The organism is Streptomyces sp. NBC_00203 (genome assembly GCF_045206325.1).
GTDB classification, from domain to species: domain Bacteria; phylum Actinomycetota; class Actinomycetes; order Streptomycetales; family Streptomycetaceae; genus Streptomyces; species Streptomyces lutosisoli.
In genome coordinates this window covers 7647052-7671069 of the sequence record NZ_CP108126.1, presented here as the reverse complement: position 1 = coordinate 7671069, position 24018 = coordinate 7647052, and the positions used below count along the sequence as shown (strand labels likewise).

General features: G+C 70.5%; 21 protein-coding genes and 2 pseudogenes. 6 read left to right on the top strand and 17 right to left on the bottom strand.

Translation table 11 applies throughout. The features are described 5' to 3' along the window. Positions 1 to 41: 41 nt before the first annotated feature. The 6 genes from OG975_RS34365 to OG975_RS34340 form a co-directional block, all read right to left on the bottom strand. On the bottom strand, positions 42 to 1460 hold the full coding sequence (locus OG975_RS34365) for an NAD(P)/FAD-dependent oxidoreductase (protein WP_406333191.1): 1419 nt from the start codon (positions 1458 to 1460) through the stop codon (positions 42 to 44). Positions 1461 to 1489: 29 nt separating this feature from the next. After that, positions 1490 to 2290: an ABC transporter permease gene (locus tag OG975_RS34360; RefSeq protein WP_330307635.1), complete on the bottom strand. Its 801-nt coding sequence runs from the start codon at positions 2288 to 2290 to the stop codon at positions 1490 to 1492. Beyond that, positions 2291 to 3220, bottom strand: coding sequence for an ABC transporter permease (locus OG975_RS34355; protein ID WP_406333190.1), 930 nt, complete (start codon positions 3218 to 3220; stop codon positions 2291 to 2293). Further along, positions 3220 to 4371: an ABC transporter ATP-binding protein gene (locus tag OG975_RS34350; RefSeq protein WP_406333188.1), complete on the bottom strand. Its 1152-nt coding sequence runs from the start codon at positions 4369 to 4371 to the stop codon at positions 3220 to 3222. Before OG975_RS34350 ends, OG975_RS34355 begins: the two co-directional genes overlap by 1 nt. Before the next feature lie 5 nt (positions 4372 to 4376). Next, positions 4377 to 5624, bottom strand: a complete 1248-nt coding sequence (locus OG975_RS34345) for a PotD/PotF family extracellular solute-binding protein (protein ID WP_406333187.1) — start codon at positions 5622 to 5624, stop codon at positions 4377 to 4379. Positions 5625 to 5698: 74 nt separating this feature from the next. Next, positions 5699 to 7225, bottom strand: coding sequence for a gamma-aminobutyraldehyde dehydrogenase (locus tag OG975_RS34340; RefSeq protein ID WP_369262655.1), 1527 nt, complete (start codon positions 7223 to 7225; stop codon positions 5699 to 5701). 178 nt (positions 7226 to 7403) lie between these two features. Between OG975_RS34340 and OG975_RS34335 the strand changes: the two genes are divergently transcribed. Next, positions 7404 to 7985, top strand: a complete 582-nt coding sequence (locus OG975_RS34335) for an NADAR family protein (RefSeq protein WP_406333186.1) — start codon at positions 7404 to 7406, stop codon at positions 7983 to 7985. 48 nt (positions 7986 to 8033) lie between these two features. Here the strand turns inward: OG975_RS34335 and OG975_RS34330 are convergent, their stop codons facing one another. Next, complete coding sequence (locus OG975_RS34330; RefSeq protein ID WP_406336602.1) at positions 8034 to 9047, bottom strand: DUF4190 domain-containing protein; 1014 nt, start codon at positions 9045 to 9047, stop codon at positions 8034 to 8036. A gap of 120 nt (positions 9048 to 9167) precedes the next feature. Between OG975_RS34330 and OG975_RS34325 the strand changes: the two are divergent. After that, positions 9168 to 10282: pseudogene (locus tag OG975_RS34325) on the top strand (adenosine deaminase). Positions 10283 to 10302: 20 nt separating this feature from the next. Further along, positions 10303 to 10986 (top strand): glycerophosphodiester phosphodiesterase, encoded by a 684-nt coding sequence (locus OG975_RS34320; protein WP_406333184.1) that lies wholly within the window; start codon positions 10303 to 10305, stop codon positions 10984 to 10986. A 16-nt stretch (positions 10987 to 11002) separates the two neighbouring features. Here OG975_RS34320 and OG975_RS34315 read toward each other — a convergent pair whose 3' ends face one another. Beyond that, on the bottom strand, positions 11003 to 11635 hold the full coding sequence (locus tag OG975_RS34315) for an NADPH-dependent F420 reductase (RefSeq protein WP_406333182.1): 633 nt from the start codon (positions 11633 to 11635) through the stop codon (positions 11003 to 11005). 78 nt (positions 11636 to 11713) lie between these two features. Here OG975_RS34315 and OG975_RS34310 point away from each other — a divergent pair, with 78 nt between their 5' ends. Continuing rightward, a complete protein-coding gene (locus OG975_RS34310; RefSeq protein ID WP_330307626.1) occupies positions 11714 to 12070 on the top strand; it encodes a helix-turn-helix domain-containing protein in 357 nt (118 codons plus the stop codon). On the opposite strand, the gene OG975_RS34305 is transcribed toward OG975_RS34310, so the two are convergent. Beyond that, positions 12052 to 13761 carry an RNA polymerase sigma factor gene (locus tag OG975_RS34305; RefSeq protein ID WP_406333181.1) on the bottom strand — a complete coding sequence of 570 codons (1710 nt, stop codon included), beginning with the start codon at positions 13759 to 13761 and terminating at the stop codon, positions 12052 to 12054. The genes OG975_RS34310 and OG975_RS34305 overlap by 19 nt on opposite strands. Positions 13762 to 14004: 243 nt before the next feature. Here OG975_RS34305 and OG975_RS34300 point away from each other — a divergent pair, with 243 nt between their 5' ends. Continuing rightward, on the top strand, positions 14005 to 15168 hold the full coding sequence (locus tag OG975_RS34300; protein WP_406333179.1) for a serine hydrolase domain-containing protein: 1164 nt from the start codon (positions 14005 to 14007) through the stop codon (positions 15166 to 15168). Here OG975_RS34300 and OG975_RS34295 read toward each other — a convergent pair. From OG975_RS34295 to OG975_RS34265, 7 genes and pseudogenes are all read right to left on the bottom strand, one after another. After that, entirely contained in the window at positions 15161 to 15688 is a 528-nt protein-coding gene (locus OG975_RS34295; protein WP_406333178.1) for a hypothetical protein, read from the bottom strand. The two genes, OG975_RS34300 and OG975_RS34295, sit on opposite strands and share 8 nt — an antisense overlap. A 72-nt stretch (positions 15689 to 15760) precedes the next feature. Then, a pseudogene (locus tag OG975_RS34290) lies at positions 15761 to 15961 on the bottom strand (nitroreductase); the annotation flags it as partial. 99 nt (positions 15962 to 16060) lie between these two features. Further along, entirely contained in the window at positions 16061 to 16642 is a 582-nt protein-coding gene (locus OG975_RS34285) for a PadR family transcriptional regulator (protein WP_406333177.1), read from the bottom strand. 24 nt (positions 16643 to 16666) lie between these two features. Further along, complete coding sequence (locus OG975_RS34280) at positions 16667 to 17491, bottom strand: SGNH/GDSL hydrolase family protein (protein WP_406333176.1); 825 nt, start codon at positions 17489 to 17491, stop codon at positions 16667 to 16669. A 539-nt stretch (positions 17492 to 18030) separates the two neighbouring features. Continuing rightward, a complete protein-coding gene (locus OG975_RS34275; RefSeq protein WP_406333175.1) occupies positions 18031 to 18522 on the bottom strand; it encodes an RNA polymerase sigma factor in 492 nt (163 codons plus the stop codon). Between the two features lie 124 nt (positions 18523 to 18646). Then, positions 18647 to 19267 carry a class F sortase gene (locus OG975_RS34270; protein WP_406333174.1) on the bottom strand — a complete coding sequence of 207 codons (621 nt, stop codon included), beginning with the start codon at positions 19265 to 19267 and terminating at the stop codon, positions 18647 to 18649. After that, on the bottom strand, positions 19264 to 19656 hold the full coding sequence (locus OG975_RS34265) for a sortase-dependent protein (RefSeq protein ID WP_406333173.1): 393 nt from the start codon (positions 19654 to 19656) through the stop codon (positions 19264 to 19266). The genes OG975_RS34270 and OG975_RS34265 overlap by 4 nt, the downstream gene beginning before the upstream one ends. A gap of 301 nt (positions 19657 to 19957) precedes the next feature. Here OG975_RS34265 and OG975_RS34260 point away from each other — a divergent pair, with 301 nt between their 5' ends. After that, a complete protein-coding gene (locus tag OG975_RS34260) occupies positions 19958 to 22741 on the top strand; it encodes a hypothetical protein (RefSeq protein ID WP_406333172.1) in 2784 nt (927 codons plus the stop codon). A gap of 97 nt (positions 22742 to 22838) precedes the next feature. On the opposite strand, the gene OG975_RS34255 is transcribed toward OG975_RS34260, so the two are convergent. Next, positions 22839 to 24002, bottom strand: coding sequence for a spermidine/putrescine ABC transporter substrate-binding protein (locus tag OG975_RS34255; protein WP_406336600.1), 1164 nt, complete (start codon positions 24000 to 24002; stop codon positions 22839 to 22841). Positions 24003 to 24018: the final 16 nt, after the last annotated feature.

Genomic DNA, 24018 nt, shown 5'->3' with positions numbered 1-24018 from the left:
TGTGGATCATGGAACGGCACGCACGCCCCGGTGGGGCCGGCTCAGCTGTCGAAACCGAGCCCCAGCTTGTCCATCGCCTTCAGCCACAGATTGCGCCGGCCGCCGTGCGAGTCCGCCCGCGCCAGCGACCACTTGGTGAGCGCGATGCCGGTCCAGGCGAAGGGCTCGGGCGGGAACGGCAGCGGCTTCTTGCGGACCATTTCGAGCGACGTGCGCTCCGTGGTCTCCCCTGCCAGCAGGTCCAGCATCACGTCGGCACCGAAGCGCGTCGCGCCCACGCCCAGACCCGTGTAGCCCGCCGCGTACGCGACCTTGCCCTGGTGGGCGGTGCCGAAGAACGCCGAGAAGCGCGAGCAGGTGTCGATCGCGCCGCCCCAGGCGTGGCTGAAGCGAAGTCCCTCCAGCTGCGGGAAGCAGGTGAAGAAGTGCCCCGCGAGCTTGGCGTACGTCTCCGGGCGGTCGTCGTACTCGGCGCGCATCCGGCCGCCGTACGGGTAGATCGCGTCGTAGCCGCCCCACAGGATCCGGTTGTCGGCGGACAGCCGGAAGTAGTGGAACTGGTTCGCCGAGTCCCCGAGGCCCTGGCGGTTCTTCCAGCCGATGGACGCCAGCTGGTCGGCGCTGAGCGGCTCGGTCATCAGCGCGTAGTCGTAGACCGGAACGGTGTACGAGCGCACGCGCTTGACCAGGTTCGGGAAGATGTTGGTGCCGAGGGCGACCCGGCGGGCCCGGATCGAGCCGTACGGAGTGCGTACGGCCATGCCGGCGCCGTACGGCTTCAACTGGAGCGCGGGCGTGTGCTCGTACACCCGCACCCCGAGCTCCACGCACGCCCGCTTCAGGCCCCAGGCGAGCTTGGCGGGGTGCAGCATGGCGACGCCGCGGCGGTCGTGCAGCCCGGCGAGGAAGGTTGGTGAGTCGACTTGTTCCCGTACCGCGTCGGTGTCCAGGAACTCGACGCCGTCCGCGAGGCCCTCGCGCTCCAGCTCCTGGTGCCACTCGCGCAGTTCGGCCGCCTGGTGCGGCTCGGTGGCCACGTCGATCTCGCCGCTGCGCTCGAAGTCGCAGTCGAGGGAGTAGCGGGCGACCGCCGCCTCGATCTCGTCGAGGTTGCGGGCGCCCAGCTCCTCCAGCTTCTTGATCTCGTCCGGCCAGCGGGTCAGACCGTTGGCCAGACCGTGGGTGAGGGATGCGGCGCAGAAGCCGCCGTTGCGGCCGGAGGCGGCCCAGCCCACCTCACGGCCTTCGACGAGGACCACGTCACGCCCCGGGTCGCGCTCCTTGGCGATCAGCGCGGTCCACAGTCCGCTGTAGCCGCCGCCGACGACCAGCAGGTCGCATGTCTCGGCACCGGTGAGCGCGGGCTCGGGACGGGGTTTGCCGGGGTCGTCCAGCCAGTAGGACACCGGCTGGGCGTCGGCAAGAGACTTTGTCCAACTGCTCATGGCGCTCGGGGCCATGATTTCAACTCCCTACAGGGTTCTTGCGGTTACGCCTTTTGCTTGTTGCGGCGATTGTTGATGACCATGGAGGTCAGGACGAAGAGTACGGCGATGAGGAACATGGCCGTGCCGATGACATTGATCTGAACGGGTGTTCCGCGCTGTGCCGAACCCCAGACGAACATGGGGAAGGTGACGGTCGAGCCCGCGTTGAAATTGGTGATGATGAAATCGTCGAAGGAGAGCGCGAAGGAAAGCAGCGCGCCCGCGGCGATTCCGGGGGCCGCGATGGGCAGGGTGACCCTGAGGAAGGTCTGCGCGGGACCGGCGTACAGGTCCTGGGCCGCCTGCTCCAGGCGCGGGTCCATCGACATCACACGCGCCTTGACGGCGGTGACGACGAAGCTGAGGCAGAACATGATGTGGGCGATCAGGATCGTCCAGAATCCGAGCTGAGCACCCATGTTGAGGAACAGGGTGAGCAGCGAGGCCGCCATGACGACCTCGGGCATCGCCATCGGCAGGAAGATCAGCGAGTTCACCGCGCCGCGTGCGCGGAAGCGGTAGCGGACCAGCGCGAAGGCGATCATCGTGCCGAGCACCGTGGCGCCGACCGTCGCCCAGAAGGCGATCTGGAGGCTGATGGACAGCGAGCCGCACATGTCGGCGACGCCGCACGGGTCCTTCCACGCGTCTATGGAGAACTGCTGCCATTCGTAGTTGAAGCGCCCCTTCGGTTTGTTGAAGGAGAACACCGTGACGACGACGTTCGGCAGCAGCAGATATCCGAGGGTCAGCAGTCCCGCGATGACGACGAAATGACGCTTGAACCAGTTGACGAAGGCCATTTAAACCAGATCCTCCGTCCCGGACTTGCGGATGTAGAAGGTGACCATGAAGAGGATCGCGGCCATGAGGATGAACGAGAGGGCCGCGGCCGTCGGATAGTCCAGCACCCGCAGGAACTGCGTCTGGATGACGTTTCCGATCATGCGGGTGTCCGTGGAGCCGAGCAGTTCGGCGTTCACGTAGTCACCGGCGGCCGGGATGAAGGTGAGCAGCGTGCCGGAGACGACACCCGGCATCGACAGCGGGAAGGTGACCTTCCGGAAGGTCGTGAACGGCTTGGCGTACAGGTCGCCCGCCGCCTCGTGGAGCCGCCCGTCGATGCGCTCAAGGGAGGTGTAGAGCGGCAGGATCATGAACGGCAGGAAGTTGTACGTCAGACCGCAGACCACCGCGAGCGGTGTGGCCAGGACACGGTCGCCGGAGGTCCAGCCGAGCCAGCTGGTGACGTCCAGGACGTGCAGCGAGTTGAGGGCGCCGACGACCGGGCCGCCGTCCGCGAGGATCGTCTTCCAGGCGAGGGTGCGGATCAGGAAGCTGGTGAAGAACGGAGCGATCACCAGGATCATGATCAGGTTGCGCCAGCGGCCCGCGCGGAAGGCGATGAGATACGCCAGCGGATAGCCCAGCACCAGGCACAGGATCGTCGCGGCCGCCGCGTAGAACACCGAGCGCACGAACTGCGGCCAGTACTCGGACAGCGCGTCCCAGTAGGTCGCGAAGTGCCAGGTGACCTTGTAGCCGTCCTCCAGGGAGCCCGTCTGGATCGACGTGGAGCCCTGGTAGATCATCGGCAGCGCGAAGAAGACGACCAGCCACAGGAGGCCGGGCAGGAGCAGCCAGTACGGCGTCCAGCGGCCCCGCTTGCGCGGCGGCTTCGTCTCCGTCGCGTCGGGGGCGAGAGGCGGGGGCGCCTCGGTGAGCGTCGACATCAGGCGGCCTCTTCCTCGACCGACTCGACACCGGCGTCGATGTCCTGCGCGGCGTCCAGGCCGAAGGTGTGGGCCGGGTTCCAGTGCAGAACGACGTCGGCGCCGGGCACCAGCCGCGAGTCGCGGTCGATGTTCTGGGCGTAGACCTCGAACTCGGGGCAGACGGGGCTGTCGATGACGTACTGCGTGGAGACGCCGATGAAGCTGGAGTCGGCGATCTTGCCGGTGATGCGGTTGCGGCCCGCCGGGATCTCGCCCGCGTCGTCCGCGTGCGTGAGGGAGATCTTCTCCGGGCGGACGCCGACCAGCACCTTGCCGCCGGTGGTCGTCGGCGCGGAACATCGCGCCTGGGGCAGCAGAAGCTTGCCGCCGCCCGCCTTGAGGGCGATCTCGTCGCCGTTCTTCGCGTCGACCTCGGCCTCGATGAGGTTGGAGGTGCCGAGGAAGTTGGCGACGAACGTGGTGTTCGGGTTCTCGTAGAGGTCGGCGGGCGAGCCGAGCTGTTCGACGCGGCCCGCGTTCATCACGGCGACCGTGTCGGCCATGGTCATGGCCTCCTCCTGGTCGTGCGTGACATGGATGAACGTGATGCCGACCTCGGTCTGGATGCGCTTGAGCTCCAGCTGCATCTGGCGGCGCAGCTTGAGGTCGAGGGCGCCGAGCGGCTCGTCGAGGAGCAGCACCTTGGGGTGGTTGATCAGCGCACGGGCGACCGCGACGCGCTGCTGCTGGCCACCGGAGAGCTGGTGCGGCTTCTTGCGGGCCTGCTCACCGAGCTGTACGAGGTCGAGCATCTCCTCGACCTGCTTCTTCACCGACTTGATGCCGCGCCGGCGCAGACCGAAGGCGACGTTCTCGAAGATGTCGAGGTGCGGGAAGAGGGCGTACGACTGGAAGACGGTGTTCACCGGCCGCTTGTACGGCGGCAGGTGCGTGACCTCCTGGTCGCCGAGGAAGACGGTGCCGCCGGAGGGTTCCTCCAGGCCCGCGATCATGCGCAGGGTGGTGGTCTTGCCGCAGCCGGAGGCGCCGAGCAGGGCGAAGAAGGAGCCCTGCGGGACGGTCAGGTCGAGCGGGTGCACGGCGGTGAACGAGCCGTACGTCTTGCTGATTCCGGAGAGGCGGACGTCGCCGCTGCTGTCTGTGGTCATCTTCGTCACGCCCCTGTGAGCTTCGCGAACTTCGATTCGTAGGCCGTCTCTTCCTTCTCGCTCAGCGAGCGGAAGGCATGGGACTTGGCCTGCATGGCCTTGTCGGGAATGATCAGCGGGTTGTCCGCCGCCGACTTGTCGATCTTCGCCAGCTCTTCCTTCACTCCGTCGACGGGACAGACGTAGTTGATGTAGGCGGCGAGCTCCGCGGCCGGACCGGGCTCGTAGTAGTAGTCCATGAGCCGCTCGGCGTTCGTCTTGTGACGTGCCTTGTTGGGGACCAGCATGTTGTCGGACGAGGTCAGGTAGCCGCTGTCCGGGATGATGAAGTCGACGTCCGGGCTGTCCGCCTTGAGCTGGACGACGTCACCGGCCCAGGCGATGCAGGCCGCGAAGTCGCCCTTGGTGATGTCGGCCGTGTAGTCGTTGCCGGAGAAGCGGCGGATCTGGCCGTTGTCGACGGCCTTCTGGAGCCGGGCGATCGCCGCGTCGAAGTCGTCGTCGGTGAACTTCGTCGGGTCCTTGCCCATGTCGAGGAGCGTCATGCCGATGCTGTCGCGCATCTCCGACAGGAAGCCGACGCGGCCCTTGAGCTTGGGGTTGTCGAGCAGGTCGGAGACCGACTTCACCTCGATGCCGTCGAGCGCCTTCTTGTTGTACGCGATGACGGTCGAGATGCCCTGCCACGGGTACGAGTAGGCGCGGCCCGGGTCCCAGTCGGGGCTGCGGAACTGGTCCGACAGGTTGGCGAAGGCGTGCGGCAGGTTGGACGGGTCCAGTTTCTGGGCCCACCCCAGGCGGATCAGCCGGGCCGCCAGCCAGTCGGTGAGGACGATGATGTCGCGGCCGGTGTCCTGGCCCGCGGCGAGCTGCGGCTTTATCTTGCCGAAGAACTCGTTGTTGTCGTTGATGTCCTCGGTGTACTTGACCGAGATGCCGGTCCGCTTGGTGAACGCGTCGAGCGTCGGGTGGTGCTTCCCGCTGTCGTCGACGTCCATGTACTCGGTCCAGTTGGAGAAGTTGATCGTCTTCTCCTTCGCCGAGTGGTCCTCGGCGGAGACGCCGCCCTGGGTCTTGCCGGCCGCGGGTATCCCGCAGCCGCTGAGCGCCCCGAGACCGCCGATGGCGAGCGCGCCGCCCGCGGAGGCGCGCAGCAGCGAACGCCGCGTGAGGGAGGCCCTGCCATTCCTGAAACTGCGCTGCATGGCGGCCAGCGTGGCCGGGGACAGGCGTTCGGGCTCGTACTGCTCCATGCTCTGGTGCCCTTTCGGAAGGATCGCGGCCGTGGTCGCGGCCTGGTCTGCCTTTGGCCGTAGCCGAGCGTCGGCTAGGGCCGGTCCCCGAAGATCGTGCGGTGCCAGTCCTTCCGGGCCACCGCGGTGTTGTCGAACATGACGTGCTTGACCTGCGTGTACTCCTCGAATGAGTAGGCGGACATGTCCTTGCCGAAGCCGGACGCCTTGTAGCCGCCGTGCGGCATCTCGCTGATGATCGGGATGTGATCGTTGACCCAGACGCAGCCCGCCTTGATCTCGCGGGTCGCGCGGTTCGCCCGGTAGACGTCACGGCTCCAGGCGGAGGCGGCGAGTCCGTACGGCGTGTCGTTGGCGAGCGCGATGCCCTCGTCGTCGGTGTCGAAGGGGAGCACGACGAGCACCGGGCCGAAGATCTCGGCCTGCACGATTTCGCTGTCCTGCCCGGCGTCGGCGACGAGCGTGGGCGCATAGTACGCGCCGCTCTTGAGATCACCCTGTGGGGCTTCTCCGCCGGTCACCACGCGCGCGTAGCCGCGGGCCCGGTCGACGAATCCGGCGACGCGGTCGCGCTGGGCGTGCGAGATCAGCGGGCCGAGGTCGGTGTCCGGCGCGAAGGGATCACCCACGCGGACGCTCGCCATCAGGGCGGCGGTCTTCGACACGAACGCTTCGTAGAGAGGCCGCTGCACGTACGCGCGCGTGGCGGCCGTGCAGTCCTGCCCGGTGTTGATGAGTGAACCGGCGACCGCGCCGTTCACGGCGGCGTCCAGGTCCGCGTCGTCGAAGACGAGGAAAGGCGCCTTGCCGCCCAGCTCCAGGTGGAGCCGCTTGACGGTCGAGGTGGCGATCTCGGCGACGCGCTTGCCCACCGCGGTGGACCCGGTGAAGGAGGTCATGGCGACGTCGGGGTGGCCGACGAGGTGCTCCCCGGCCTCCTTGCCCAGCCCCGTGACGATGTTGATGACCCCGTCGGGGATCCCGGCCTCCGTCGCCGCCTCGGCGAACAGGAGCGAGGTGAGCGGGGTCAGCTCGGCGGGCTTCAGGACGATCGTGTTGCCGGCGGCGATGGCCGGGAGGATCTTCCAGGCAGCCATCTGGAGGGGGTAGTTCCAGGGCGCGATGGAGCCGACGACGCCGATGGGCTCACGGCGTACGTACGAGGTGTGGTCGCCGGAGTACTCGCCCGCGGACTGGCCCTGCAGATGCCGGGCCGCGCCCGCGAAGAAGGCGGTGTTGTCGATGGTGCCCGGCACATCGAACTCGCGCGTCAGCTTGAGGGGCTTGCCGCACTGGAGCGACTCCGCCTGGGCGAACTCCTCGGCGCGGTCGGCGAGCACGGCGGCGAAGCGGTGCAGCGCGTCGGAGCGCTCGCCGGGGGTGGCGCCGGCCCAGCCGGGGAAGGCCGCGCGTGCGGCCGCGACGGCGAGGTCGACGTCCGCGGTGCTCGCGAGCTCGTATGTGTAGACCTCGTCGCCGGTGGCGGGGTTCACGACCGCGTGTGTGCGGCCCGAGGTGCCCTTGGTCAGCCGGCCCGCGATGTACTGCGCGCCGTCCGCGAGACGGTCCTGCGCCTGGAAGCGATGGCCCGGATTGTGCATGTCGCTCTCCTCCGCCGCCCTCCCCGTAGCTGTAGGGGTCGGCGTAGCTCCAGCTCGATTTGAGTGCCGATCCTGACAGAGCAAAGGGACTCCAACAAGTGATTCCGTTGTTGCCTTTTGGTTACGCGACGGAATCTGTCGACCAGGTGTCGAGTCCTCCCGGAAAAGGCGGGACGGAATGTCAGTGGTGCGTGCCAGAGTGGCATGCATGGGGAAGATCGATTCTTGGGAAGCGCTGGTCAGTGCGGTCCACTCGGGGGCGAGGGTCAAATACCTGCACTTCTGGGGGCACCGTCCGCGGCCGGACGGTCAGGTGAGCGCGAGCTGTCTCAGCCAGTGGTGGCCGTCACCGTTCGTAGTCGATGAAGTCGAGTACGCGACGGCGGAGCACTGGATGATGGCGTCGAAGGCACGGCTCTTCGGCGACAAGGAAGCGGAGCGGCACGCCATCGACGCGTCCAACCCCGCCCTCGCGAAGAAGGCCGGGCGGCTGGTCCGCGGGTTCGACGACGCCATATGGGAGCGCGAGCGGTTCGGGATCGTGGTCGAGGGCAGCGTCCACAAGTTCGCCGCGCACGCCGATCTGCGGGACTTCCTGCTGGGCACGGGCGAGAGAGTGCTGGTCGAGGCCAGTCCCCTGGACCGTGTCTGGGGCATCGGGCTCGCGGCGGACGACGAGCGCGCGGCGGATCCCGAGCGGTGGCGGGGGCCGAATCTGCTGGGGTTCGCGCTGATGGAGGCGCGGGGGCGGCTCCGCTAGGCCCGTAGTGGAGCAGCAGTAATAAGAAGGAGCGAAAGGGAGCAGCGGTTACCGCTGCTCCCCTACGAGGGACGTGGAGAAGCCGTCGCCGTTGCTCGAATCGCCGTTCCCACTGTCGTCCGGGACCACGATGAGGAAGACGAGCATCCCGATCCCCAGGGCGATACCGACCGCTCCGCAGATGATCCCGGCCAGCGCCTGCCCCGGGTTCGTCGCCTCGCCCCGGCGTGCCTTGCGGCGGCCGATCACGCCGAAGATCACACCGAGGATGCCCAGCACGATCGCGAGCGGCCACAAACAGAACACGACCGCCGCGAGGATGCCGAGCACGAGGCCGGCGGTGCCCATGCCATTGCTCGGCGCGGGCGGCAGCACGGGCCAGCCGTAGCCGGGGACGCCTTGGTAGGCCCCCTGCGCCGGGGCGGGGGCGTACTGCGGGTAGCCGTAGCCGTACGGGAGCGCTCCGGGGCCATCGGGGGCGATGGGCGGCGGGGGGACGGGTTCGCCGGAGGCGGGCTGAGGGTAGGGGGCGCGGGCCTCGGGCGGCGCGAAGGGGTTGCCCCAGGGCTGCGGCTGCGGATGCGGCTGTGGGGCGGGGGTGCCGGGCGAGGGCGGTACGAAGGGCGCGTCGGACGAAGGGGGTGCGAAAGGGTTGTCCCAGGGCTGAGGGCCGGGGGTGCCGGCGCCGGGGACCGCGGTGACCGTGGGCTGGTCGTGCGCGTAGGGAGGCGTGGGCGCGGTGGCCCAGCCGGAGGGGGCCGTTTCCGTGGGGGGAGCCCAGGGGTTCGGCTCGGGGCTCCGGTCGGTGGAGGGCTTGTCCAGGGGGACCTTGGGGACGGGCTGCTCGGGGCGGAGGTCCTGGGCGTGATCGTCTGCGGACTCCGCGGACACGGCGTCCCCCGAATCGACACCTGGCGCAGCGCTCCCCGCAGGCGCCTCGTCGGTCGGCGCGGCCGGAACCCCCTGGTCCGGCGGAGCCCACGTGGCGGCGTCGCGTGGCGCTTCCGGCGTGCCGGCGTCGTCGGACATGCGCAGGGTCCCCTCTGTCGTACGTTCCGTCATGCTACGGCCGTAGGTGCGTGCCGGAGCGATCTCCTCGGCGTCCAGGGCGGCCGTCGGACACGCCCTGCCCGCGCCGCGCGGACCGCCGCCTACGATGATCCCTGAGTCACCGATCAGCCGATCACCCGCGTCCCGCCGACCACGGTCCCGTGACGCCGTTCCGGGGAGGAACCTTGACCGACCAGCACACCGCCCGCGAAGACGCCCGCGATCTGCACGCCTTCATCGCCGGACTGCCCAAGGCCGAACTGCACGTGCACCACGTCGGCTCCGCCTCCCCGCGCATCGTGTCCGCCCTGGCCGCCCGGCACCCCGACTCCGCGGTGCCGACCGACCCCGAGGCCCTCGCGGACTACTTCACGTTCACGGACTTCGCCCACTTCATCCAGGTGTATCTGTCCGTCGTCGACCTCATCCGCACGCCGGAGGACGTACGGCTGCTGACGTACGAGGTCGCGCGGGACATGGCCCGGCAGCAGGTCCGTTACGCCGAGCTGACCATCACCCCGTGGTCCTCCACCCGTCGCGGTATCGACGAGCGCGCCTTCATGGACGCGATCGAGGACGCCCGCAAGGCGGCCGAGGCCGAGCTCGGTGTCGTACTGCGGTGGTGCTTCGACATTCCCGGCGAGGCGGGGCTCGAAGCCGCCGAGGAGACCGTGCGGCTCGCGACCGAGGACCGGCTGCGGCCGGAGGGGCTGGTCTCCTTCGGGCTGGGCGGGCCCGAAATCGGCGTACCGCGGCCGCAGTTCAAGCCGTACTTCGACCGGGCGATCGCGGCCGGACTGCGGTCGGTGCCGCACGCCGGTGAGACGACCGGCCCGGAGACGGTCTGGGACGCGCTGAACGACCTGCGCGCGGAGCGCATCGGGCACGGTACGAGCTCCGCACAGGACCCGAAGCTGCTCGCCCACCTCGCCGAGCACCGCATCGCCCTGGAGGTCTGCCCGACCTCCAACATCGCCACCCGCGCGGTCCGCACCCTCGACGAGCACCCCATAAGGGAGTTCGTGCGGGCCGGGGTGCCCGTCACCATCAACTCCGACGACCCGCCGATGTTCGGCACCGACCTCAACAACGAGTACGCGGTCGCCGCCCGGCTCCTCGACCTCGACGAGCAGGGCCTCGCCGCGCTCGCCAAGAACGCGGTCGAGGCCTCGTTCCTCGACGAGGCCGGCAAGGCGAGGCTCGCCGGGGAGATCGACACGTACGCCTCGACCTGGCTCGCGCCCTGACCCGCCACCACAATGGGCCCATGCGCACCGTGACCGCCGTCGCCCATCGCGGCGCCCCCTACCGCGTCCGCGAGAACACGATCGACTCGCTGCGTTCCGCGCTCCGACTCGGCGCGGACGCGGTCGAGATCGACGTACGCCTGACCCGCGACGGCGTGCCCGTGCTCCTGCACGACGAGACGCTGAAGCGGCTCTGGGAGCAGGACCGGCCGCTGCGCTCGCTCTCCTCGGACGAGGTGCGCGGGCTCACGGCCGGCGGGGTGCCCACGCTGGCCGAGGCCCTCAAGGAGACCGAGGACAGCCGGATCATGGTGGACCTGCCGGGTGCGCCCGACGGTAGGGCCGTGCGCCGGATCGTCGACGTGATCCGCGAATGCGGGGCGGAAGAGCGCGTGTACTACTGCGCGGGCGCCCCGGCCATGCTGGCGGTGCGAGCCGCCGACCCCGCCGCGGAGATCGCGCTGACCTGGACGAGCGTCGCGCCACCGCGGCCGGCGCTGCTCGAAGCCGTACGGCCGCGGTGGCTCAACTACCGCTTCGGGCTGGTCGACCGCGAGCTCGCCGCCCGCGTCCACCGCGACGGCTACCTGCTGTCCGTGTGGACCCCGGACACCCGCCGCTCCATGCGGCGCCTCCTGGACATGGGAGTCGACTCGATCACGACGAATCGCATCGACGCGCTGTGCGCCCTGCGCAAGGGCTGACTGGCGGGCGTCAGCGCTAAGCGGTCTCCCTCGGCGGGGCGATCGCCTGGGCATCCGCCCCCTCCCCCACCCACAGGCCGATCAGCAGCGCCGCCGTCGCCTCCAGCAGTCCCGCCCGCGCCAGCTCCCCCGCGTTGAGGGGCTCGCAGCCCAGGTCGCGCACGAGTCGCCGTACGACGTCGAGCGCGTCCTCGTCGTCGCCGCACAGCGGGACCGCGAGCGGGCGGCCGTCGAAGACCGGTGGGGTCATCCGCCAGACGTCCTCATGGCAGAGGTTGAAGGCCTTGACCACGTGCGCGTCGGGGGCGGCGGCCGCGAGCCGTTCGGCCGCGGACCTGCCTCCCGCCGTTTCCAGGACGAATCCCGGGCCCACCGGATTGACGCAGTCGATCAGCACCCGGTCGCGCAGGGCGCCCCGGAGCCCCGCGACGACCTCGGCAACGGCCGCGTAGGGCAGCGCGATCAGCACCGCGTCCACGCCGAACTCGGCCGCCGCCCGCAGATCGCCACCGCGTCCGCCGAACCGCCCGGCGAGCCCGGCCGCGCGTTCCGCGTCGCGCCCGCCCACGCGGACTTCGTGACCCGCGCGCGCCCACTGTGTGCCGAGCGCGTCCGCCATGCTCCCCGTGCCGAGAATCCCGATCCTCATCAGCCTCGTATCCCTTCTGTCTGTTCTGTCGCCGAATCCAGGACGACAGTAGGAATCCGCTCGGGCACCATTCGGTACGTGACGACCGAAGACTTCCTCGCCGACTGCCGGGCCCGGCTCGCCTTCGATCTGCTGGCCAACACCTGGAACTCCGTTGTGCTGTGGGCCCTGCGGCACGGCCCGGTGCGCCACGGCGAGCTGCGCGAGCTGATCGGCGGGATCAGCCAGAAGGTGCTGACCGAGACGCTGCGGCGGCTGGAGTTCAACGGGCTCGTGCTGCGGCGCGCGTACGGTGGTTCGCCGCCTCGGGTCGAGTACGAACTCACCGGGCTCGGGCGGTCGTTGCTCGACCCCATCGGCGCCTTCGGTGCCTGGGCCTTCGAACACGGCGACGAGGTCATGGCCGCGCAGGAGCGCTACACGCGGGAGCGTTGAGCGACCGTCGCCGGGTCGGTGGGCGTGGAGCGCGTGAGGTACTGCGGTACCGGGGCCGTGTCCTCGCCGTTGTCGCGGACCAGGCCGTAGCGGATGGCGCCCTGGGCCGGGCCGGTCTCGACGTCCTTGTTCGCCTCGTCCCAGCTCGACGGGAAGACGATCAGGCCGTAGTCGGCGCCCCGTTCGTTCACGGTGAGGGTGACGGTGCCGTCGAGGTAGAAGTACTCGTTCTGCCACATCTGCTGGGTGCCGGACGGCAGTACGGCGTATCCGATGTCCGGCCCGCCCATGCCGGTGGCGTAGCCGTCGGGGCTCCCCGCGAGGGCGTCGTCCATGCGGCGGCCACCACCCGACGCCACGTGGAAGAGCTTCCCCTCAAGGCGGGTCCAGGCCGGCATGACCAGCGCCCCGGGCCGGGACTTCGGCGAGATCTGCCAGCGCACCAGGACGTATCCCCTGCCGCTGAGGGTCACACCGTCTCCGCGGTGCTGCATCACGGCCTTCGCGCCGCCGGTGCTGGTGATCCCGGACTCGGTCCGGTGCGGCAGGGCACCGGGCCGCGCGTCCGGATCCGGAGCCCGGTCGACGGCATCGACGACCGTGCCGTACACGTCGGTCCTCGTCGGCGACGGCGAGGACGAGGACGAGGGCGAGGCGGACGGTGTGGCTGCCGGGGTACGCGAAGGGGGACGGGCCGTACTCGCCGCCGTGGGCGCGACGGCTGCCCGCGCGGGCGGTTTGTCCGGGGGCCGCGTCACGACGTAGGCGCCGCCGGCCACGATCGTCGCGCCGGCCGTCACCGCCACGGCGGGCTTGGTGAGGGCGCTGATCACCTTGGCGGACCATCCGACGCCGGTCGCGGCCGCCGCCGTCTTGCCTCCCAGGGCCAGCGAGAGCGTGAAGCCGACCGGCACCGGGACGAGCGCGATCCCGACGAGGAGCCGTTCGGCGGGTACGACCGCCTCGCGCGCCCCTGAGCAGGAGGCGCAGCCCCTGATGTGGCGGGCCAGGCGTTTGCGCCACACCGAGTCGGGGCGCCCGGACCAGCGGGCGGTCACCTCGGGCAGGTCCGGGCAGGACGAGTCGAGCGCCCGGACGATGCCGCGCGCGGTCTCAAGGCGTTCCTTCATGCGCTGGACGCGGACGGCGGCGTGCTGCCGGCTGATGCCGACGGCCGCCGCCAGTTCGCGCCGGGTGAGCTCGCCGGCGACCTCCAGCCACCACAGCGACAGCAGTTGGCGGTCCTCGTCGTCGAGCCAGCGCACCGCCTCCGCGACCTCGCGCCGCTGCCCCTCCAACTGGAGCCGCAATACGGTCAGTTCGGCGAAGTCGGCGGCCTGTTCGCCCGCGCCGTCGTCGAGCGTCTCGGAGGTCCGGCGGCGCGCCCGGTCGCGTATCTGCCGCATCGCGATGGCGACCAGCCAGGACCGGAAACTGTCCGGATCGCGCAGCGAGCCGAGGTTGTCGACGGCGCGCAGCATGGTCTCCTGCACGACGTCGTCGACGTCCGCGTGGCCGTTCAGGGCGCGGCCGACGATGTTGTAGACAAGGGGCAGCCAGCCCGCGACCAGTTCGTCGAGCGCGCGCCGGTCACCGGCCTGTGCGGCCGCGATGGTGGAGCGCCACTCCCGCCCGTCCACGTACGTCCTCTCCATGGTCGCTTCGCCCTCGGAACGTACCTTCTCCGCCATCTCCGTGGCGCACGGGGCCGTATCGCAGGACGGTTCACCTTCGGAGACGGCGGGGGCCCCTCGGCGATAACAGTTTTTCGCGGCCCCCTAGGGGCGACCCTTGCGCCGATGCCGGGGACGGCGCCCTCCCCAGTGACGATCCCGGGGATCTCGTACGGCCGGAGGATGAACATCGACTTCGATCGGCACACCGGTCACTCGATTCATTCGACTCAAGCGATCAACTGATCTCAGGAGTGCTCAATGGCCGTACGCCGCCCCGCAGTTGCCCTCGTCGCCACCCTCGCCCTCGGTCTCGCCGCCGGGCCTGCGCTGAGCGCACCGGCGTTCGCCTCGCCGTCCGCCCAGAAGGCCGCGGTGGCCGCGCGGACGGCCGGACCCGACGCCGAGGCCCTGCGCGCCGCGCTCGCCGGGCTCCCGGACGCGGACGCGACCGCCGCGCTGGTACGGGTCGGGGGCACCGACGGCAGCTGGCGGGGCAGCGCGGGTGTGCACGACCTGGTGAGCGGCGCGAAGGCCGACCCGAACGCCCGTTTCCGTGCCGGTTCCACCACCAAGGTGGTCACCGCGGCTGTTGTGCTCCAGCTCGCGGCGGAGGGCAGGGTCGGCCTGAGCACGCCCGTGCAGCACTACCTGCCCGGACTGCTGCCGACCACCTTCAAGCCCATCACCGTACGGCAGTTGCTGAACCACACCAGCGGGATCCAGGCGGGCGACGGCTTCGGCGACTCCTTCGAGGACGCGTACGCCCACCGCTTCGACACTCTCACGCCGAAGGAGGTCGTCGCCTCTGCGGTGGCGAAGGGGCCGGAGTTCTGCCCGGGCGAGCAGCAGGACTACCTGAACATCAACTACACGATCCTCGGCATGCTGATCGAGAAGGTGACCGGGCACACGTACGCCCAGGAGGCGGAGCACCGGATCTTCCGGCCTGCCGGGATGCGCGACTCGTACTTCCCCGGCACCGACCCGCGCATCCACGGACCGCACAACCACGGCTACCAGGCGGTGAAGCAGGCCGACGGGACGACGAAGTTCGTCGACGTCACCGACTGGAACCAGGCGGACCGCTGGGCGGCGGGCGACATGATCTCCACGACGGCGGACCTGGAACGGCTGATCACCCATCTCTTCCGGGGCGATCTGGTTCCCGGACCGCAGCTGGAGGAGATGTTCACCGTGCCCTCGGGCATCGACGGCGCCGACATGAGCGCCGGGCTCCAGCGCTTCGAGTACGGCGGGAAGGTCTACTGGCTCAAGTCCGGCGCCCGGTACGGCTACAGCGCGGTCGTCGCGGCCACCCGTGACCTGTCCCGCACCCTCGTCTACTCGGTCAACTCCACCGACGCGAAGGGCGAGTCGATGAACCCGGTCGCCCAGCGGATCGCGATGGCGGCTCTCAAGTAGCGGGAACCGGGGCGGGGCCGGGATACGGAGTGAGCGCCTCCAGACGCTTGATCCTCTTCCGTACGACGTACAGGGGGATCACTCCGAAGATCCCGAAGGACATGTCGACGACGGTCCACCAGAAGGGAATCCCGCGGATCGGCCCGCAGATGAGCGCGAGCGGGACGATGCCGGCGCAGGCGATCATGCCGAACTCGACGACCCAGATGTTGCGGACCGGATCGCGGTACGGCCCGTAGAAGGCGACCGCGATCACGAGATGCGCGAACGCCAGCCAGTCCGTGCCGTACAGCACGAAGGGGTAATCGGCGTCGGCGGCGTCGAGCCCGTGGCGTACACGCTCGATCCAGCCCATCAGGGCGGGCAGGTGCTCGGGCACGGACAGGGACCGCAACAGGTCCTCGGTCCAGCGCAGTTCGTGCACCAGGGGAAAGGCCGTGGCGCCGCTGAGCACCAGGCAGACGACGAACAGGACCAGCCACGCGCGAATGCCCTTCAGCAGGGCGGCTCTTTCGCTCATGCCCGGAGCGTACGCCCAGACTTGAACATGTTCAAAACCGTATCCGGTCAGTCCTCCGTACGGGGTTACGGGTCACCACGCGTCCCAGTGCAGCACCTCCTCACGGGAGATGCGGCGGGCCGGGCGGAAGTCGGTGCCGAGGGTGTACGCGACAGGGATGAAGGCCGCCTGCATCACGGTGTCGTACGGGATGCCGAGGACGCGGGCGGCCTCCTTCTCGTGGACGAGGTTGCCGGTCGTCCAGCAGCTGCCGAGGCCTCGGGCGCGGGCCGCGAACGCGAGGCGGCGACCGCGGTGGGGCGGGCGCTGGCGGGTCTGCCGGGAGCTACCGGAACGCCAGGGATGCCAGGACGGTAGGGGTCGGTCGGGAGCTCAGCCGTGTGCCGAGGCGCCCAGGGTCTCGGCACGCTGTGCGAGCCGCTTCAGGGCCGTCTCGCCCCACTTGATATTCGCCTGCTCCAGGGCCATGCCGCCGAGCAGGGTGAGGTAGGGACCGATGCGCTCGACGGTGGAGAGGTACTCCTCCTCGGTGCGTCCGGCGAGCATGCGCTCCTGCGCGCGCCGGTAGCGGGCCAGCTTGGCGGTGGACCGCTCCACGCGCTCGGCGACCCCGGCCCTGACGGCCTCGACGTCGCCGATGTCGACGCACTGCACCTTGACCATCAGCTCGTCCCGGATCGCCGTCGGTCTGCTGGGGACTTCGGCGGTGTAGGCACGCATCGCGTCGAGCCCGGCGTCGGTGAGCGAGAAGAGCCGTTTGTTGGGCCGGCGCTCCTGCTGCACGACGCGAGCGGAGACGAGCCCGTCGCTCTCCATGCGCTCCAGCTCCCGGTAGATCTGCTGGGGCGTGGCCATCCAGAAGTTGGCGACCGAGGCCTCGAACCCCTTCGCGAGGTCGTACCCGGACGCCTCACCCTCCAGAAGCGCGGCCATCACCGCGTTGCGCAGAGCCATTTTCCCAACCTAACACCAGGTTGATTAGTCAAGGAGACGACCATTCGGCGGCCTCTCACCGTGGTCGGCGAGCGTGGCCACCGGGAGCAGAGCGGGCCGCTTGGCCCGTCGGCCGTCGCCGGACGACCGGCCGCGCACCCGGCGGGCGAGCCAGGGCCCCAGGAACGAGCCGGCCCAGCGCAGTTCGGCACCGACGGCCCGCAGGCCATGACGCGCCTCCGGGTCGGGAGGCAGGGGCAGCGTCCAGCTGTCGTCGCTGCCCGGCAGGCCGAGCGCGTCGGCGACCGCGGCCGCGATGCGGGCATGACCGAGCGGACTGGCGTGCAACCGGTCGGCGCTCCACAGCCGGGGATCGGTCATCACGGGGTGCTGGGAGGCTTCGACCACCACCACACCGTGGCGCCGGGCCGCTTCCCGGATGCGGTCGTTGAGCGCGAAGACCCGGTGGGCGACCGGTCGCGCCAGCGGGGTGATCCGGCCCATGTCCGGGAAGGTGAGCGTCACCACGAGGGCGCCCTGTGCGGTGAGCGCGGCGAACATCGCCTCCAGATGGCCGGCCACCTCGTCCAGGTCGACACGGGGCCGCAGCAGATCGTTGACCCCGGCGACGACCGTGGCGAGGTCCGGCCGCAGTGCGAGAGCCGGAGCCAGCTGTTCGGCACGCACCTGTCCGGCGAGCCGCCCCCGTATGGCGAGATTGGCGTACCGGACGTCCGGGCTGTCCCGCGCGATCCGCTCGGCGAGCCGGTCCGCACACCCCCGCAGACCGTGGACGTCATCGCCGTCGCCCAGCCCTTCGGTCTGGCTGTCGCCCAGGGCGACGTACCGAAGGTATGCGTTGACCGTCACGGTCCGACCGCCTCCCCATCTCAACTTGCCCAACGTGATGGGTAGGAAACTACTCCTCTATTCGCATTGTTGTATATGAACCCCCATCACCCCGGGCCGGTCCGGAGTCCTACGGCTCGACGGATCGCGCGCTCGGTGTCGCCGACGGCTCGCGGGTGGGAACGGTGGCGCTGGTTGGAGGCCTGGTCGGGGTCGCAGTGGGGCCTGGGGCCTGGGTCGCCCTGGCGGGTCGGCTGCTGACTGGCTCGGGTGACGCCGACGCCGACGGGGAGGGCGGGGCCGAAGGACTGCTCGCGGGCGGCGGGGCGAGAGGGACCGCAGGAGACGTGGGTGTCTCGGGTGTCGCCAGGCGGAGTGGCAGCGCGACGAGGGCGGCGACGGCGCAGGTCAGGCCGACCCCGGCCGCGGTGCGGAGCAGCCGGCGGCGGGCCGCGCCACGGCGGATCGCTTCGTATCGGCCGTGGGGTGGGCCGAGGTAGTCGGAGGTGGGTCGCAGGATGACGGCGAGAGGGTCGTCGGGTTCGAACTCCGGACCGTCGTCAGAGTGTGTGATCAAGGCTTCTCCCCAGGTGGGCGCGGAGCAGTTCGCGGGCCGCGTGGAGGTCGGCCTTGATGGTTCCTTCCTTGCGCCCGGTCAGCGCGGACACCTCCCGGATCGGCATGTCAGCGTAGTAGTGCAGCAGGATCGGAACGCGCAGTCGTTCCGGCAGCGACTGCACGAGCAGCCGTACCGACGGGTCGGCCTGCTCGGTCGGCGGGCGGACGGCTTCTTCGGTGGTGACACGGCGCACGGCTCTGCGTTCGCGTTCGAGCTTGCGCCAGTGGTCCCGGACGAGGTTGGCGGCGGTGACGTAGAGGAACCCCCGGGGCTCCGCCACGGATGTCCAGCGGGCCCAGAGCCGGGTGAACGCCTCCGAGGCGATCTCATGCGCCGTCTCGTCGTCGTCGACCAGCCGGCGGCACCAGCCGGCCAGGCGCGGGTAGAGGGCGGCGAACAGCTCGGACGCTGCCGTCTCGCGGGACCGTTTCAACACTCTCCATCGTCGTGATGCCAGTGCCGTGAGGGCACTGCCGTGAGGGCACTCGTTGGGGAAAGATCCCGGGCCGTCGGCGTACGTTCCATCGGCCCGGGATCCCCGGGATCCTGAGGGTCGGTCAGGGGCTCGCGGAGCTGAGCGCGGCGAAGACGATCACGTTGTCGAGGTAGCCGTCACCGGTACGGGGGCCGCCGCAGGTGATGAGACGCAGCTCCGGACGGTCCACGTTCCCGTAGACCTCGTCCGCCGGGAAGTCCGCCTTGGCGACCGTCCGTACGGAGTTGACGGCGAATTCCGCCGTCTTGCCGTTCTCCAGGCGCGTCATGATCCGGTCGCCCTTGCGCAGCCGCGCGAGGTGACGGAAGACGCCGTCCCCGTAAGCGCCGACCGTGACATGGGCGAGGATCACCGACGGGCCGGTCTGCCCCGGCGTCGGCGAGTGCCGGTACCAGCCCGCACGGTCGTGCGCCGTGATCGGGGGAACCTGCACGCTGCCGTCCGAGGCCAGCCCCAGCTGGATGACCGGGGTGTCGACCCCGATCGCCGGGATCCGCAGCCTGACCGGGACCGAACGCCCCAGCGCATGCGTCGCCTTGGCGGAGGACCGCGAAGGCGCCGGCGTGCTCCCGGAGGGTGCGGTACCGGCCCGGCCGGCCGCGTGGCCGCCGCAACCCACCAGCGACGAGGCCAGCGCGGCCGTCGCCGCGGCGGCGAAGGCACGCCTGGAGGGCGAGGTCATTCCCCGGTCGCCCGACGACGACGTACGAGAAACACCGCCGCACCGCCGACGGCGAACGCCGCGGCGGCACCCCCTCCGATCAGCCCGCCGTCGGCTCCGGACCGCGTCCCCGTCGACGCCACACCGGTGTCGGGCGCTCCGCTCGGCACGACGGAGACCTGGCTCGACGGGGCTCGGGTCGGTGCGGCGCTCGGGACCGCGGACGGGGCCTCGGACGGGTCCGCGGACGGCGCGGTGGTGGCGCTCGGGACCGGAGACGGGGCGGTGGTGGAGGTCGGGCGGCTCGTGGCGGCCGGACTCGGGGTCGCCCCGTCGGCGTACGCGGGCACCGTGCTCGCCAGCGCGGCGGTGCACGCGAGTGCCATGGCGCTGAGGACAGTTCGGCGCATGAATCGCTCTCTTTCGTCGGTCCGCCCGCCCGGTGACTCGGCGGGCTGGGTTACGGATCGAGCGGAGAGACGAGGGAGCGGCGGAGCAGGTTGTAAAGAGCTGGCAAAGCCGCCGGAAGCCGACGTCTCGCGCGCAGAAAGGGGCCCCGCGCGGGCAGTCGGCGGTGACCTGATTCCGGCCCTGCGCGGGCCAACTCCCCCGGCACAGGCAACCCACAGGTCCCGTTTCCCTTCCTTCGAGGCGTGAGGGGCTCCCGGTACCGACGGGGAGCCCGCGCTCGAAGTGTGAGGAGGGGGACCCTTGAACCGTACCCGGCGAATAGGTGTCACCGCTGTGGCCGTGCTCGCGGCCCTGGCGGGTTCACCGGGACTGGCCCAGGCCCAACAGCCGTCCCAGGCAAAGCCGTTGACGGCGAACGCGGACGGCGCGCTGCCGCCGGGCTGGCGCGTCACCGGGGAGGGTGTCGCGCGTGAGCTGGTCTGGCGGTCGGACAGGGCCGTGCCCATGGGCGACGCCCGTGTCGAGTTCCACGCGGACGGCCGGCTGCTCGGCGCGCCGAAGGCATCCAAGGACGGCCGTACATTCCGGCTCGCCCTCGACGAAGCCACCCCGCTCAAGGACCTTCAAGTCCTGGCGGGCGGGCGCCGGTTGGACGCGCCCGCCGACAACGACACCGGCAAGGGAGGGAAGAACTCCCTGGCGGCCGCACAGCCCCCGGCCCAACTCCCGGCGAACTCCGTGGACCCGGGCAAGCCGGGCTCGTACCGCACGGCCACCGGCGAGTACACCCTCGACCCGGTGAAGCTGCCCGGCTTCGCCCAGCCGGTCGAGATGCGGGCCGTCGTGGTCGCGCCCACCGGCGCCACCGGCAAGCGGCCGCTCGCGCTGTTCCTGCACGGCCGCCACGCCACCTGCTTCAAGCCGGGCGGGTCCGAGGACGACGTGACCGGGCAGTGGCCCTGCCCGGCCGGCACCAAGTCGATCCCGAGCTACAAGGGCTACCTGAAGGACCAGAAACTGCTGGCCTCCCAGGGCTATGTGACGGTGTCGATCTCCGCGAACGGCATCAACGGCCAGGACGGAGACGCCGAGGACGGCGGTGCGCAGGCGCGCTCCTCGCTGGTGCGGCAGCACCTCGCCAAGTGGGCCGGCTGGGCCGCCCACCCGGGCACCGCCCCGGCGGCCGTGCCCGACGCTGCGAAGGCCGACCTGTCCCGCGTCCTGCTCGTCGGCCACTCGCGTGGCGGCGAGGGCGTCAACCGGGCCGCCATGGACAGCCTCTACGCGCCGCCCGCCGCGCAGGACGGTTACCGGGGCCCGGTGCGCTGGAAGATCCGCGGGACCGTCCTCATCGGACCGACGATCTTCGGCCAGAATCCGGTCGCCGACGTGCCGTCCACGACGATCCTCCCCGGCTGCGACGGTGACGTCTCCGACCTCCAGGGCGAGGTGTACGTCGACGGGACGCGCGGGATCAGCCGGGGCACCGCCCTGCACAGCGCCGTCTACGTGGTCGGCGCCAACCACAACTTCTTCAACACCGAGTGGACGCCGGGCAAGTCGGAGGCGCCCTCCTCCGACGACTTCTGGGACGACCCGGAACAGCAGCCCGACCCGGTGTGCTCCACGGGCACCCGCACCCGGCTGACCGCCGACCAGCAGCACCAGGCGGGCGCCACCTACATCGCCGCCGCGGCACGGCTGTTCGTCGGTGGTGACGACCGGGTACGTCCGCTGCTGGACGGATCCGGCAGGCGGGCCCCGTCGGCCGACCCGGCCCGCGTACTGACCCACGCGGTCGGCGCCCGCCGTACGGCCGGGTTCGTGCCCGACGACGGACCGGTGAAGGTGACCGGCGGCAGGCTCTGCTCGGCGATCGACCCCGACCCGGCCGTGGCCTGCCTGAGCCCCGGCGCCAAGGGATCGTCGCCGCACTTCGCGTGGTGGCAGACGGAGAAGGAGGCCGGCCGCAGCGCGGTCGCGCTGAAGTGGTCTTCGCCGGGCACGGCGACAAAGATCCGCCCCGCCACTCCGCTCTCCCTCTCCGGCGCCAAGAGCCTCGCGCTGCGCGTGTTCGTGCCGCCGAACACGACCGGCACCAAGCTGGACGTGGCCGTCACCGACACCTCCGGACGCCGGGCCAAGCTCGGCCGGATCCGGGTCGACGGGCTTCCGGGCACCGAGCGCACCGCCTCCTACTGGGCGCGCGAACTGCGCGTCCCGCTGACCGCGGCCACCCGCGCCGGCCTCGACCTGAAGCACGTCAAGTCCCTTGAACTGACCCCGCGTTCAAGGTCCGGCAAGGCCTGGCTGATGGACGCCTGGGGCTGGGCCGCCGGCACCCCGAAGGTCACGGCGGCGGCGCTGCCGCGCGTCGACATCGGCCGGCTCACCGTCAAGGAGGGCGACTCGGGCACCCGCACCTACCACATCCCGGTCCAGGTCTCCGGACACGGCAGCGGCAAGGTCCGCTTCTCCGTCCTCGACCCGGAGACGGGACAGACCAAGGACAAGCTGGTCACCGTACGGCCCGGCAGCAACGCCATCGACGTACCGGTCGTGGTGAAGGGCAACACGCGCTACGGCTACGACCAGCAGCACGACCTCCTCGCGAAGGCCGTGCACGGCGCCGTCATCGGCTCCTACCAGGGCGGGGTCACCGCGGTGAACGACGACCCCGAACCCGCGGTCACCCTGACGCCGGTCACGGACCGGGTGACCGAGGGAGGGACGCTGACGTGGCGGATCTCCCTCTCCGAGCCCGCCGACGTGGAGATCAGCCAGCCGGTCCAGGTGCTTCCGGTCACCGAGGGCGCCGAGCTGTCCACCAAGGACGTGGACCCGCAGTGGCTGATGGACTACTCCGGTGACGGCCCCGACCCGGAGCGCGCGCTCTCCCAGGCGAACCTGTGGGTGTGGACGAGCATCCCGGCCGGGTCCACCACCACCGACTTCACCGTGCCGACGGTGAAGGACCAGCTGGCCGAGCCGGCCGAGTCGGTACGCGTCGCGCTGACCGACTACGACGCCGAGCCGCTTCCGGGCCACCCGGCACTGACGGGCACGGTGGTCGACGCGCCGTAAACCGGCCTGCGTAGGGGGCATGGACAGGGGGCGTGGACAGGAGTGTCCACGCCCCCTACGTGGTCACACGTGCCGTCACCTTCCCCTACCCCTGCCCCTAAAGCCCAGCGATCGCGTTCCACCGCTTGGCGAACTCCGTACGCTCCCCGGACGTGATGTCACGGGCGATCGCCAGCCGCTTGCGCATCCCGGCGTCGGGGAAGATCAGCGGGTCCTCGGCGAGGGCGGCGGTGTCCTTGTCCTTGGAGGAGGCGAGGATGTCCTGGGCGGCGGGGACCGGGCAGACGTAGTTGACCCAGGCGGCGAGCTCGGCGGCGACCTCGGGCTCGTAGTAGTAGTCGATGAGCTTCTCCGCGTTGGCCTTGTGGCGGGCCAGGTTGGGGATCATCAGCGACTCGGCCCACAGTTCGGCGCCCTCCTCGGGGACGACGAAGTGGATGTCGGGGTTGTCTGCCTGGAGCTGGATCACGTCACCGGAGTACGCCTGACAGGCCAGGACGTCGCCGCTGGAGAGGTCCTTGATGTAGTCGTTGCCCGTGAAGCGCCGGATCTGGCCGCTGTGCACGTGGCTCTCGACCTGGTCGCAGATCTTGTGGAAGTCGTCCGCCGTCCACTTGGTGACGTCGACGCCGTTGCCCTGCATGAGCAGCGCGAACGCCTCGTCCAGGCCGGAAAGCAGGGTGACCCGGCCCTTGAGGTCGTCGGCCCACAGGTCGGAGACGTGTTTGATCTCGCGGCCGACCTTGCGGCGGTTGTACGCGATGCCGGTGATCCCCGACTGCCACGGCACGCTGGACTTGCGGCCGGGGTCGAAGGCGGGTGAGCGGAGCAGCGGGTCGAGGTACTTGGTGACGTTCGGCTGCTTGGCGCGGTCCATCTCCTGGACCCAGCCGAGGCGCACGAAGCGTGCGCACATCCAGTCGCTGATGACGATCAGATCGCGGCCCGTCTGCTGGTGGTTCATCAGGGACGGGCTGATCTTGCCGAAGAACTCGTCGTTGTCGTTGATCTCCTCGACGTAGTCGACGGAGATCCCGGTGCGCTTCTCGAAGCCCTCCAGCGTGGGCCTCTTCGAGGGGTCGTTGTCGTCGGTGTCGATGTACAACGGCCAGTTCGCCCAGGTCAGCCGCTTGTCGCTGGTGGAGAGGTCGGCCCCGGCACGGTCGCCGGGGGACACATACGCGGCGGGCACCCCGCATCCCGCCAGGGCACCGAGCGCGGCGCCACCGCCGAGGGCGCGCAGCAGGGACCGGCGGGACATGGACGAGGTCTTCCGA

Bases quoted from the DNA above. Each gene is read 5' to 3' on its own strand.
- OG975_RS34365 (WP_406333191.1), bottom strand. From the start codon at position 1,460: ATGGCCCCGAGCGCCATGAGCAGTTGGACAAAGTCTCTTGCCGACGCC.
- OG975_RS34360 (WP_330307635.1), bottom strand. From the start codon at position 2,290: ATGGCCTTCGTCAACTGGTTCAAGCGTCATTTCGTCGTCATCGCGGGA.
- OG975_RS34355 (WP_406333190.1), bottom strand. From the start codon at position 3,220: ATGTCGACGCTCACCGAGGCGCCCCCGCCTCTCGCCCCCGACGCGACG.
- OG975_RS34350 (WP_406333188.1), bottom strand. From the start codon at position 4,371: ATGACCACAGACAGCAGCGGCGACGTCCGCCTCTCCGGAATCAGCAAG.
- OG975_RS34345 (WP_406333187.1), bottom strand. From the start codon at position 5,624: ATGGAGCAGTACGAGCCCGAACGCCTGTCCCCGGCCACGCTGGCCGCC.
- OG975_RS34340 (WP_369262655.1), bottom strand. From the start codon at position 7,225: ATGCACAATCCGGGCCATCGCTTCCAGGCGCAGGACCGTCTCGCGGAC.
- OG975_RS34335 (WP_406333186.1), top strand. From the start codon at position 7,404: ATGTCAGTGGTGCGTGCCAGAGTGGCATGCATGGGGAAGATCGATTCT.
- OG975_RS34330 (WP_406336602.1), bottom strand. From the start codon at position 9,047: ATGACGGAACGTACGACAGAGGGGACCCTGCGCATGTCCGACGACGCC.
- OG975_RS34320 (WP_406333184.1), top strand. From the start codon at position 10,303: ATGCGCACCGTGACCGCCGTCGCCCATCGCGGCGCCCCCTACCGCGTC.
- OG975_RS34315 (WP_406333182.1), bottom strand. From the start codon at position 11,635: ATGAGGATCGGGATTCTCGGCACGGGGAGCATGGCGGACGCGCTCGGC.
- OG975_RS34305 (WP_406333181.1), bottom strand. From the start codon at position 13,761: ATGGCGGAGAAGGTACGTTCCGAGGGCGAAGCGACCATGGAGAGGACG.
- OG975_RS34300 (WP_406333179.1), top strand. From the start codon at position 14,005: ATGGCCGTACGCCGCCCCGCAGTTGCCCTCGTCGCCACCCTCGCCCTC.
- OG975_RS34295 (WP_406333178.1), bottom strand. From the start codon at position 15,688: ATGAGCGAAAGAGCCGCCCTGCTGAAGGGCATTCGCGCGTGGCTGGTC.
- OG975_RS34285 (WP_406333177.1), bottom strand. From the start codon at position 16,642: ATGGCTCTGCGCAACGCGGTGATGGCCGCGCTTCTGGAGGGTGAGGCG.
- OG975_RS34270 (WP_406333174.1), bottom strand. From the start codon at position 19,267: ATGACCTCGCCCTCCAGGCGTGCCTTCGCCGCCGCGGCGACGGCCGCG.
- OG975_RS34265 (WP_406333173.1), bottom strand. From the start codon at position 19,656: ATGCGCCGAACTGTCCTCAGCGCCATGGCACTCGCGTGCACCGCCGCG.
- OG975_RS34255 (WP_406336600.1), bottom strand. From the start codon at position 24,002: ATGTCCCGCCGGTCCCTGCTGCGCGCCCTCGGCGGTGGCGCCGCGCTC.